We start from the raw sequence: 11,524 nt of genomic DNA, 5'->3' as shown, positions 1-11,524 counted from the left end.
CGAGCCGGCGGATATGCGTCACTCTGAGGACTGCCCCAACTCGAACACTGCAGCGAACCAATATAAGCGCTTGGTTTGAGAAGGCAAGAAGTTGACCGTTTACGCGGAAAGGCGCAGGAGACTGCTCTCCTTGGCCCGCGGGAAGCAGGTCGTCGCCATGACGGCCGCTAACATGTTCTACCTGACTGATTTCTGGGGAGGAGGGGCGGCTATCGTGCTCCCTGACAAAACGGTGGTCGTAACGAGCCCTTTGGAGGCAGACAGGGCAGAGGAACTGGGCAAGGAAGTCGAGTTGGTGGTCGCCAAGAGGTGGAAGGAGGTTCCGGCCGCTCTGACGAGACGTATGAAGAAGGGCAAGGGGGTCGTGGACGACGATTCTGAGCTCAGAGCGACGGGGAGGTTTTCGATGGACATGAACCTCTTCCTGCAAGCAAGGAGAGTCAAGGACGCCCCGGAGATTGCGAGGATCGGTCAGGCTTCCCGACGCCTCGACAAGATCTTCGAAGCGCTCCCAGGCGAACTGCGCCCGGGGAGGACAGAGTGGCAGGTCGCAGCCGAGGTCATGAAGATGGCCACCGAACAGGGCCTGACTCCGTCTGGTTCTGACTCGGCTCTGAGCCCCACGATAGTCGCTGCGGGCGAGAACGGCGCGCTTCCTCACTCGGAGCTGACGAGCCGCAAGATCAAACGAGGAGACCTCGTGGTCGCCGACATCTTCTTCCGGTTCGAGGGATACAACTCGGACGAGACCAGGACCTTCGCGGTCGGCACGATCTCTTCGGAGATGAAGAAGAGCTACTCCGCAGTCCTGGAGGCGCAGGAGAGTTCGATGCAGATCGCCCGCGTCGGTACCATTTGCGAGGACGTACATCTAGAAGCGGTCAGGGTCCTCAGGAAGCACGGTCTTGCCAAGCGGCTAAACCACAGCGTAGGGCACGGGGTGGGGATAGACATCCACGAGTTGCCCAAAATTTCGAAGGGTAGCAAGTCGAAGCTCTTGGAAGGCGATGTGATCACCGACGAGCCGGGGGTCTACTTCTTGGGCAAGTACGGGATCCGCATTGAAGACACGCTGAAAATAGGGCGAAAACCGGTCCCTCTCACGAGGTTTACGAAGGAACTGGTCACTGCCGGATAGGGACTCTACTGGACGCCCGCCTTCTTCCCGCCGATGCCGAAGGTGTCAACCCTGGGTCGGAGCCGGGACCCTCTTAGGGCTCTGGCAACTGCGCGCTCTTTCCCACTCGGGCAGAGGCAGTGCACCGCTAGCCCTATCATGTTCTGACTCGCGTACGACGCGCCGGAGTCCTTGCCCAGTTCCGCGAGCTCAACGACCTCGGGTGTCATAAGCCCGAGGGCCACCGAGAACCTCTCCCCTTCCTCGGCGAGTCTGTCTAGAGTCGGAAGAGCCAGGAACTCCTTCAGCGCGGCGTCGCCCAGCAGGTTGATCGCAGAGGAGGTCGCCCGGTTGGAGAGGGCGTCGGACTTTCGGTACGGCCCGATGGAGGCGGTGACGATCTTCGTACCCCTCGGCACCTTCGCCCTCACGAACTCCGAGACGCCCGGAGCCCCTGGCTTCACGATGGCGCCCGCGCCGGCAAAGTTGTACGAGACGGACACGGTGCCGAGCCCGGTCTGTTCCTGGATCTCTGCGACGTGAGCATGATACGCTATCTCGTCCTTCGTCCCTTTGATTCCTGTTGCGGACGCGACCGCGTACACTGCCGAGATCGCCGCTGCCGCGCTGGCCCCGAAACCGGAGCCCACTGGAACCTGCATCGTCTGATCAATCGAAATTTGTCCTTCAGGGGCGTTGTTTGCTTTGAGGAGGAGCCTCACTGCTCTCAGAGTTGTCCTGGCCTTGTACGCGCGGTCCCCGTCCACGACGATGGAGATGCCTTTCTTCGAGCCTTGGCGGAAAGTCGCCCGTGAAACGACGCCCCTAGGGAGGATGTACCCTCCTCCAGTTGCTCCTAGGAGCGAGTAGTCCCCGGAACTGCTCCGCTCCGAGTGGATGCTGAAGAAGTTGGTGATCGCGCCAGGCGCGAAGGCGACCGCGGCCCTAGCCTGCAGCTTTGTTCGCCTGAAGCTTCGACCCAGCTATCACGCCTGCGAGTGGAGCGAACACGATGACTATCAGGGCGGATATCTCGTAGTACAGAGGATCAAACTTGAGCGCGGAGGCGACGACTGCGTTGGGAAGCAGGACGAAGAAGACCACGCCCAGGGCCAAGAAAAAGACCGCGAAGGCCGTCGCGAGAATCGTCTGATTCCGGGTCACCGCCCCAGCCCAGTCTGGCTCGGCAGAGAGGATCCTTGACCTCCCGAAGACCGGTCTGACCGCCCTCACCAGCACCGGGACAGCCACTATTATCGCCGGAATCGATGTCATGTTCCAGAATATCGTCAGCCCGAGGATCCACGAGACTGGGAGCGGCAGAAAGATCGCGACGAGAGTGGCCGCGATCAGGTTGCCCAGAGTGACGAAGGAGACGGTCCCGGCCACGAAGGCGCCCCAGGAGCGATACTTCTTGACGAACCATCCGAAGAAGAGGAATGCGATGAAGTTGGCAGGAACGCCCGCCTCGAGGCTCAGGATGGGAGTCGTCCCGCCCAACGGGACAAGGAAGACTACGTCGCCGACGAAGGTGCCGAGGCCTGCCCCGACAGCGACCGGGACCGTCTCAGAAACGACGGCGAGGAAGGCTGGGAGAAAGACTCCCACGAGCAATTGGCCCACGCTGAACGGAGTTGGGATGTAAGCTGTGATTCCCTTCCCGAGCGCATACAGCACAGCCGTCACGGCTATTATTGCGACCTTGATCGATACGCTTGAGGAAGAGCTCAGGTTCTGCAAGTCTGACTTACCACCGGTGGCGAACTCAGTATATCAATATGGGCTCTCGAATCTCTATAGCTCTACAGAGTAGTATGCTTTGGTCGCGCCGTGATTGCTTCTTGCTCGCTTAAGTAATCAACCGGGTCGCTTGCGCCAGTTCGACACTTGAGCCGACAATGGAGGGCGACGCTCGGATTTGGGATCGCATTGCTTGCCTTCGCAACACTGCTGCCGCCGCTTGACGACCTCTCCGAGGTCAACTTGACCGTCCACATGGCTCAACACATACTGGTCATACTCGCGGGAGTATCTATTGCAAGATGGGTCTGGTCCAGGCGGCTCGCTGAGCGGGGACGCACTTGGGCCCCGCGTGTTGCGCTCGCAGGGGGAAGCGGGCTCCTCATACTGTGGCACCTCCCGTTACTCTGGGACACGGCCGTCCTCGACCCCTGGATCCACGTGGTGGAGCACGCCTCCTTCCTCGGCGTGGGCTTTATGGCTGGGTCCTGGATGCTCAGGCTCTCCGACTCGGCGAAGATAGGAGCCCTAATGTCGGCCTTCTTCGGCCACATGGGGTACGCCCTGGCCTTGGTCCTCCCGCTCAGGATACAGGTGTACTCCTTGTACCCAATTCCTGACCAGACGACCCTCGGCTGGGCGCTTCTTCTTACAGGTCCCACGGTCTTGGTCGGAGTGGCACATGTCATTTCGCGGAATCCCGACTGGCTAGGCGGGGCATCAGGAGCTACTCCCCAAGCTCGCAGGGACTCGACTCTGTTTCGGGTGAAGGTCCCGGGATTCGTGATGCCTGCGATCGGGATAGTTCTCGTCGCGGCGCTCGTAGGATACTTTGCGTTCACCGGCTACGTCCTCGCAGCTCAGGGAGCCAGCACGGGCCGAGCAGCTGTGACCATCATTGAGACACCCGTTTCGTGGCAGTACTCGCCCCGGGATATAGTCGTGGTACTAGGGGTAAACGCGACGGTCACTTGGAAGAGCCAGTCCATCTCCTACGACACCGTAACGTCGGGGAGCGGGACTTTTGACTCAGGTCCCGTCCCTCCAGGAGGGACTTTCACTTTCGCGTTTGCGAGCCCGGGAGTCTACGAATACCACTGCGCCTACCATCCCTGGATGGCGGGCACCGTCACAGTACTTGCTGGCTGATGCGGACCCGCTACCCGGGCCCTTGGACGTTGACCAGCGACTCGCCGCTTCCCAGCAATAGGTTCGCGATGACGACCGATTCTGAGCCTTCGGGATTGACATCCCGATGGACGAGCCCGACCGGGATGTGGAAGAAGTCCCCTTCAGAGACTACCACCGAGTCCGTCCCACCCTTCCCGAACTCGAGCCTCAGGCTCCCCGAGATGACATACCCGAGCAGGTCCCTGGTTCCGTGGTGGTGCCACCCCGACACGACCCCGGCGGCGATGGTCGACCTGTTGAAGACTGCCCCGCCAACCTCGAACGCCTTCTCCCGGACCACCCCAGGGGTCGTGCTCCCCCTGGCCAGTGTCCCCTTCTTTGCAACCTCAATCCTCTCCATGCTTCACCCTCGTGCGAGAGATATGAAATCGTTTTCTTCGATTCGCATGCGACCGTGCCCTCCGCCTTTAACTCGGGGGCCGTAGTCTCATTGGACGTGGAAGGATACCTGGCCTTCGTAGTGCACAAGCATCGGGCGACGAGACTGCACTATGACTTCCGCCTGGAGGTTGGCGGGGTCATGCCCTCGTGGGCGATTCCCAAGGGGCCGACCCTTGACAGCTCGGTCCGCCGCCTGGCCATGCCAACCGGAGACCACTCCCTGGAGTATCGGCACTTCGAGGGTTCGATCCAGGCGGGAGAGTATGGTGCCGGAGCGGTGATGATCTGGGACGAGGGGAAGTATACACCCGAGAGGGAAGTCGAGAAGGGCGCTAGAGTAGAAGCGAACTCACTGGAGGAGGCAAAGAAGGCGGCACAGGAAGGCTTGGCGGCGGGGATGATGAAGTTCCGGCTCTATGGGACGAAGCTCAAGGGGTCCTTCGCCATATTCAGGACCAAAGGGCTCGGAGGTAAGGACAGCTGGCTCATGGTGAAGCACCGGGACGCATACACCGTTCCTGGCTATGACGCGAACAAGTTCGACTTTTCTGCGGTCAGCGGGCACAGCATCGACCAGATCGCTTCGAAGGCCGGGAACGATGCGGGGCCTAGCCCTGTACTTTCTTGAGGCTGAAGTCGCAGAAGTCGTCTCCGCGCCCGACGCACTTCACTTCTTCCGCAGTCACCTTGGTGCCCCAGAGCGAGGAGAACCGGCCCACAATGAACCCTCTCCAGAAGTGGCAGCCGTCCAGCTCGCGGTGCCACTCTGAACACTCGAAGCAATCGATTACCCTCAGCGTGGCCGACTCCCCGATGACCATGCTGACGGGCTCCATCTCACCCCAACCGTAGACAGCCCGTCTTCGGAGCAGTGCGGGGCCCGTACGAGAGACGCCCTCCTCTCCAAGGAGCTCAACAAGGAATTCCGCGTTGGCTTCTCCTGCCGCCACCCCCTCCTCGTAGAGTATCGCCTTCCCGCCGCTCCCGAACTCCTTCACGATGCGCCGCATCATTGCTGATTGCGTCCTCCTCGGCATCAGCATGAACTCCTGACCCGGCTTGGTCTCCATCCCAGTGTGGAAGCCGTCCACGAGGAGCCCATCGCGCCCCTCTTCGACGAACGACTCTACCACCATCGGAGACGACTTTAGCGACTTGTGTATGTGGTCTGCCGTCGTCGCCCGGGACATGGCCCTCGCGAACGCACTGCAGATCGCGGTGCTGTCGTCCAGGCCGTAGCTGGTGATGCCCACGAGGTCGAGCCTGTCGCTCAGGAGGGATAGGACTGAGCCGAGCGCGCCTGGGAGGTCCTTGATCTGGACGACGATGTGGAAGAGCTTTTCGTCAGGAGCGAAGTGGTAGGGGAAGATCCGTTCCTTGACGCGTTTCATTGGTGGGGAAAACGGCGAGGCGGCTCGTTTTGTATAGATAAATGCTCTTGAGTCGTCCTGGACAGGAATACCACGAGTTTAGGCATGTGGAGGAGACTCTCTTCTGACGGGCTTCGAAGTGTCTTTTCATGAGGTGTCCGAAACCCAAGAAACAGACAGGCGAACTCTATTGACTTTGTTGACTTTGGCTCGTCGGTAGTTGCCAGAATCCCAAGTTTTGATCAGCGAATTTTCTTAAACCCCTATAGTACGCCGCTCCGAAGATAGGCGTCTTGGCGGGTCGATATATGCGACGCTCGGTAAGAGACACTGCGACGGGAAAGCTTACTCCTTTCCAAGCTCGCTTACCCGCTGTATTCTCTGTCCAACCTATCACTTGATCGCTTACACTCTTCGCGACAGCGACTGTAAAGCAGAAGGTGGACTGGTTGGCTAGTGAACTTCCGAGAGAGCCATCTCTTTCGTGTTCCATCAGTGAACTTGCAATTCCTTCGATACTTTGCGGGGTCATATTGTCCATTTCGAACACTGCTATGACACGCCTTGCTGTTCCTAATTTACTTAGTTCGAATCGGTTTCGGGCGGCATAAAGGGCTAAGCCCTGCCCGCCTACCACAACATTGCGTCGAATCTCGAAGCCGATTCGCGAGAGTCTAGAACTTACACCAGATAGATAGTCTTCGAGAGCGGGATCTCGACTCTGCACGCTTGGTGCGGGAGTGACGGACGCGGGCGAAACCGAAGAGCGACCACGCCTTAGGTAGGCCACTATTGCAGCAGTAGCAATCAATACTACGAGGGCGCCAATGAATCCAAAGAAGAAGCCAGCTACCACTGCCAAAAAGATATAGTAGAGAATATAGTTCAGTTTCACGAATGCCCATCGAGCGTCTAGTCTCCAATATTTAGTAATTGGCATGGAGCGGCGATTGGACTCCTCTGGTTGCCTCAAGCAGGAAACAAAGCGGGCCCGGAGGGATTCGGACCCTCGACCCCCAGCTCCGCAGGCTGGTGCCCTGATCCATGCTAGGCTACGGGCCCGAGGATGGCTAATTCTGAATCGTAGTTATGCTTTGGGCCGAGTCTGTGACCCACGGTCTTGTTTCCTCAAGGCGTTCAGGATCTTTTCGCTGACCTTCTGCGGGTTCGCATCGAGGATGTACGGCCCCAGGCGCGGCCCCCTGTCCGACCCTAGGAGGATAGAATACACGGCAGTGAAGAAGTCGCCTGGCTTGAGGCCCGACTTCCTCAGCGCCTGGAAGGCGGCCTCCTGAATTTGGTCTCCGTCCTTAGCGCCTGGTAGAGCCCGAGCGAACTCCTCAAGAGCCTTGGCCGCTGGCGCCGAGACCTCGACCTCTCTGGGGGCCTCCTCGCCTGTGCGGGCCGCCCACTTCGCAGCCCAGCCGACCCTCTGAAGAAGAGGCTCGTTCGCCTCCTTTGCCATGCCGTACGAGACAAGACGCTTGACTACAAACTCACCCACAGAGCCTTCTGGCGCGACCCTGGCGAGGTCCGCGATCAGCCTGTAGGGGACGTGGGGTCCCGGAGACTTTGGAACTTCGAGGAGCAAGCTGTACTCGTAGAGCCCCTTCATCCGGGCGTCCTTCATCGGGTTCGCGTCTTTCTTCTTGGAGAAGTAGTACGCTTCAAGGTCGTCGACCTCGTCCATGTAGAACGGGACGTCGTCGATTGAGACACTGCGGGCGCCGACTATTCTCTTGAACATCAGGTGCCTGAGGCTCGCCGGTGAGGCAAAGTCCAGCCACTGCTGGGGGGTGACGAGGTTGCCCGCAGACTTTGAGAGCTTCTTCCCTCCCTTGTCCTGGAAGAGCTCGTACCGCACGTGGTGGGGAGGAGGATACCCCAGGACGTGCTCGGAGACCCAGTCGTTGATCTTTACAGAGTCCGTCAGCTCCTTTCCGTAGGCCTCGAACCTGATGTCGAAGGCGGCCCAGCGCGCGGCGAACTCCACCTTCCACATGAGTTTGCCGTCCCCGTCAGTAATCCGCGCATCGCCTTCGTGCCCGCAGCCGGCGACGAACTTGTCCCCTAGGTCGGTCCCCGAACACACGTAGTGGACGGTGTCGGAGTCCTTGTCGTAGGAGGTCGCTCGAGTCGTGTAGATCCGGTGGCACTCGGCGCAGACCGGAGTGTAGGGGAGGGTCCCCTCGTACTTCTCCTGGCCGACCAGCTCGTTGATCTTCTTCCCTATCTCCTTGGAATTGAGCAGTATCTTCCTTATCTGGTCGTTGAGGAGCCCGGACTTGTAAGCGTCCGCGCCGCTCTGGAACGTGAACTGGAGGCCCAGCTTCTCCAGGGACTCCCTTAGGAGGAACCCGACGTGGTCAGCGTAGGACTTGTGGCACTCGAACGGGTCCGGTATCCGCGAGACCGGGTGGGCGATGTAGTCCTTGAGCCACGCAGGGAAGCCTGCGGGCACCTTCCGTAGGCCGTCAAAATCGTCGGAGTATGCGATGAGTTCAGACTTGTAGCCGGCAGTCTCCAGGGCCATCTTGACCCCGTAGCTTCGTATCGCGTCCCCAACGCTCCCGATGTGGGGGAGCCCCGAGGCCCCGAGGCCGCTCTCGACCCTGAGCCTGGACGTGCTTCGCCCGAGTCTCTCCTCCCTGTCGATCGTGTCCATGGCGACCTTGTCGAGCCACGTGCCTCGGCCTATCACCTTGGCTGTCTCCAATCCGATATCTCGCGGCGCAGTTAGAGGTAATTAGTATGTCGCTGTCCGTGCGCGGTGGCTCAGCGGTAGTAGGGGACCGGAGAGACGCGCTCCTTGGGCCTGCCTTCCCTGGAGGTCCTTACTTTCTGCACCGCGTCCATGACGTCCTGGGCGCTCACGACGGCGTCGTCGATGAACTTCTTGCCCCTCTCGGGGTCGGGATACTTGGATATGAACGCCTGCAGAACTATGGAGACCGCGGTATTGGCGATCGCAGACATGTCGGCGCCGCTCAGCCCGTCCGTCTTCTCTGCGACGTCGTCGATGCAGGACTGGATGACCCTGAGCTCCTCTGTCTTCTTCTCCCTTCTCTTCTTGAGATCTTCTATCTGGGCCTCCTCCTTCGCGACACTCTCATGCATCTTCTTGGCCTCGTCCGAGTCTTTCGTCCTGGGGAGCTTCTCGTTCTGGGCCAGGACGTCTTTCTGAAGAGACTCGATCTCCGCCTTGAGCTGTGCGAGTCTCTGTTCGCGCCCCTCGATCAGTTCTATCCTCAGGACTGACTTCCTCGCTTCTTCATCAGGCAGGGGAACTTCCACAAGCTTGTCGAACCTTCCGGCGCGAAGGAGAGCCGGGTCGATCAGCTCGATTCTGTTCGTAGCTGCAAGCACGACGACCCCGTGCAGTCCCTGAACCCCGTCCAGCTCGGTCAAAAGCTGACTTACGACCCTCTCCGTGACCATGCTGTCCCCTCCCATGCCCCTGACTGGTGCGAGCGCGTCAAGCTCGTCGAAGAAGATGACACATGGGGAGGCCTGCCTGGCCCTTCGGAAGACTTCTCGGACCCCTCTCTCAGACTCTCCGACCCACTTGCTCAGTAGCTCGGGCCCCCTTACGCTGATGAAGTTCGCCTCGCTCTCTGTCGCGACGGCCTTTGCGAGCATCGTCTTGCCGGTCCCGGACGGGCCGTGAAGGAGGATCCCCTTTGGCATGTTGTAGCCAGTCCTCTCGTAGAGGTCGGGATACTTCAACGGCCACTCGACCGCCTCCTGCAGCTCTTTCTTGATTCCCTCCAGACCGCCTATCTGATCCCACTTGATGTCCGGCGTCTCCAGGTAGACTTCTCTCATCGCCGAAGGCATGACGTCCCTCATAGCCCCGTCAAAGTCGCCCATGGTCACCGTCAGCAGGTCGAGCGTCTCCGGCGAGAGCCTCTCCTCCTTGAGGCTGATATCGGGAAGGTTCCGACGCAGTGTCTTCATCGCAGCCTCCTTGCAAAGGTACTCGAGGTCGGCGCCGACGAAGCCGTGGCTGCGGGCTGCCAGTTTTTCGATGTCCACCACGTCGGCCAGGTTCCCCGGCCTGTCCGTGTCTTTGTTCTGGACGAGGGGCATGTGCCTCGTGTGAATCAGCAGGATCTCGAGCCTTCCCTTCTTATCGGGCACCTTGATCTCAATCTCCCTGTCGAACCTACCGGGCCTCCTCAGAGCGGGGTCGATGGCGTTGGGCCTGTTGGTCGCAGCTATCACGATGACCTTCCCCCTCGCCTCGAGCCCGTCCATCAGAGAGAGAAGCTGGCTGACGACCCTCCTCTCTACTTCGCCCGTCACTTCCTCCCTCTTCGGGGCAATCGAATCGATTTCGTCGATGAAGATGATCGTCGGGGCCTTCTCCTTGGCTTCCTTGAAGATCTCCCTGAGCCTGGCCTCGGATTCACCGTAGAACTTGCTCATGATCTCGGGACCGCTTATCGGGATGAAGTGGGCGTTGCTCTCAGTCGCCACAGCCTTCGCCAGCAGAGTCTTTCCTGTGCCCGGTGGGCCGTACAGCAGGATGCCCTTTGGAGCCTCGACTCCGAGCTTCTCGAAGATTTCAGGGTGCCGAAGAGGAAGCTCGATCATTTCCCTTACCTTCTGTATCTCGTCCTTGAGCCCGCCGATGTCCTCGTAGGTGACCTGGGGCACGCCCCTCAAGGCTTCCCCCTTCTCAGAGATCACGAAGACCGTCCTCTGGGTGATCAAAGCCGCATCAGCGACAGGGCTGACCCCCACGACCTGGAAGGTCAACCTCCCTCCGAAGTATGGAATCATGATGTTGTCGCCCTTCGTGACGGGGACGCTCTCGAGGGCGTCGGCCAGGTACCTCTCGTCGATCGGCGGGACCGCCTCCAGCGGCGCGACCACGACCTTCTCGGCCGGCGGCGCCTTCACCTTCTTGACCACGACCACGTCGCCGATCGCGACGCCCGCGTTGTTCCTGATCAGGCCGTCAATCCTTACGATGCCTCTTCCCTCGTCCGATGGGTATAGAGGCAGGCACTTCGCGACAGTCCTTCTCTTTCCTTTGATCTCTATGACATCCCCGGTCGAAGCGTCGAGCGCGTCCATCGCATCGTAGTCGATACGCGCTACTCCTCTACCAACATCGCGGGTATAGGCTTCGAGGACCTTCAGTTGGACTTGCTGTTGGCTCACGCCCGAACCACTCTCAGACAATGTCAAGCCTCTTGTAGCCCTTATTATCTTTGTCTTTCAATGAGAACAAAATTTCCAGGACGCCGTTCTTGTATTCCGCCTTTCCTGATTCCGCCATGACCCTCGCTTTGAGTGTGATTTCGGCCTTGTACTTCCTTCCCTCCCGCTCGGCCGTGACCATCGCCTTTTCCTCCGTCGCGTCTAGGCTGATGTCTTCCTTCTCTACCCCCGGCATGTCAAGGACAAGACGAAGGAGGCCCTTCTCTTGGTCCAGGATCTGCTCTGCCAAAGGTGACCTGTAGCCGTCGCTCTTGGTGTCGCCGAAGAACTGGACGGACGGCCTCCCCTCTGGCCCGAGTTTGAAGGAGAAGCCTGCCACGAAAGGACCAGTGTGTCCCTTCGCAATCCCGACGCTGTTTCGCACGACTTCCTCCATCTCCTTCTCGAAGTCCTCGAAGTATTTGTCCAGCTCGTCAAGGACATCTCTGAGGTTTCGCCTTCGATCTTCGCCCATCAAGTTAACCACTTGTTAATTAACCGTCGGTTAAACCCTTTT

At 59.6% G+C, this 11,524-nt stretch carries 10 protein-coding genes and 1 tRNA gene; 3 read left to right on the top strand and 8 right to left on the bottom strand.

Annotated features, from left to right (window positions below; genetic code table 11):
* The first annotated feature begins 91 nt into the window (after positions 1 to 91).
* Complete coding sequence (locus tag HY247_01255; protein QQG48973.1) at positions 92 to 1,138, top strand: M24 family metallopeptidase; 1,047 nt, start codon at positions 92 to 94, stop codon at positions 1,136 to 1,138.
* Between the two features lie 5 nt (positions 1,139 to 1,143).
* On the opposite strand, the gene HY247_01250 is transcribed toward HY247_01255, so the two are convergent.
* Positions 1,144 to 1,884 (bottom strand): hypothetical protein, encoded by a 741-nt coding sequence (locus HY247_01250; GenBank protein QQG48972.1) that lies wholly within the window; start codon positions 1,882 to 1,884, stop codon positions 1,144 to 1,146.
* A 178-nt stretch (positions 1,885 to 2,062) separates the two neighbouring features.
* Entirely contained in the window at positions 2,063 to 2,857 is a 795-nt protein-coding gene (locus HY247_01245; GenBank protein ID QQG48971.1) for a hypothetical protein, read from the bottom strand.
* 147 nt (positions 2,858 to 3,004) lie between these two features.
* On the opposite strand from HY247_01245, the gene HY247_01240 reads away from it, so the two are divergent.
* Positions 3,005 to 4,006 (top strand): DUF1404 family protein, encoded by a 1,002-nt coding sequence (locus tag HY247_01240; GenBank protein ID QQG48970.1) that lies wholly within the window; start codon positions 3,005 to 3,007, stop codon positions 4,004 to 4,006.
* A gap of 10 nt (positions 4,007 to 4,016) precedes the next feature.
* Here the strand turns inward: HY247_01240 and HY247_01235 are convergent, their stop codons facing one another.
* Complete coding sequence (locus HY247_01235; GenBank protein QQG48969.1) at positions 4,017 to 4,388, bottom strand: cupin domain-containing protein; 372 nt, start codon at positions 4,386 to 4,388, stop codon at positions 4,017 to 4,019.
* 54 nt (positions 4,389 to 4,442) lie between these two features.
* Between HY247_01235 and HY247_01230 the strand changes: the two genes are divergently transcribed.
* Positions 4,443 to 5,057: a DNA ligase gene (locus tag HY247_01230; GenBank protein ID QQG48968.1), complete on the top strand. Its 615-nt coding sequence runs from the start codon at positions 4,443 to 4,445 to the stop codon at positions 5,055 to 5,057.
* Here the strand turns inward: HY247_01230 and HY247_01225 are convergent.
* The 5 genes from HY247_01225 to HY247_01205 form a co-directional block, all read right to left on the bottom strand.
* Positions 5,038 to 5,820 (bottom strand): hypothetical protein, encoded by a 783-nt coding sequence (locus HY247_01225; protein ID QQG48967.1) that lies wholly within the window; start codon positions 5,818 to 5,820, stop codon positions 5,038 to 5,040. The genes HY247_01230 and HY247_01225 overlap by 20 nt on opposite strands.
* 965 nt (positions 5,821 to 6,785) lie before the next feature.
* Positions 6,786 to 6,861, bottom strand: a tRNA-Arg gene (locus HY247_01220).
* A gap of 25 nt (positions 6,862 to 6,886) precedes the next feature.
* Complete coding sequence (gene lysS / locus HY247_01215; GenBank protein QQG49513.1) at positions 6,887 to 8,464, bottom strand: lysine--tRNA ligase; 1,578 nt, start codon at positions 8,462 to 8,464, stop codon at positions 6,887 to 6,889.
* Positions 8,465 to 8,574: 110 nt separating this feature from the next.
* Positions 8,575 to 10,968: a CDC48 family AAA ATPase gene (locus tag HY247_01210; protein QQG48966.1), complete on the bottom strand. Its 2,394-nt coding sequence runs from the start codon at positions 10,966 to 10,968 to the stop codon at positions 8,575 to 8,577.
* A gap of 13 nt (positions 10,969 to 10,981) precedes the next feature.
* The gene (locus HY247_01205) at positions 10,982 to 11,482 is read right to left on the bottom strand and encodes an Hsp20/alpha crystallin family protein (GenBank protein ID QQG48965.1); all 501 of its coding nucleotides are present in this window, start codon (positions 11,480 to 11,482) and stop codon (positions 10,982 to 10,984) included.
* Between the last annotated feature and the right edge of the window lie 42 nt (positions 11,483 to 11,524).

This window comes from archaeon, assembly GCA_016432545.1.
Classification (GTDB): Archaea; Thermoproteota; Nitrososphaeria; order Nitrososphaerales; family Gagatemarchaeaceae; genus UBA183.
This window is presented reverse-complemented; position numbering and strand designations above follow the sequence as displayed.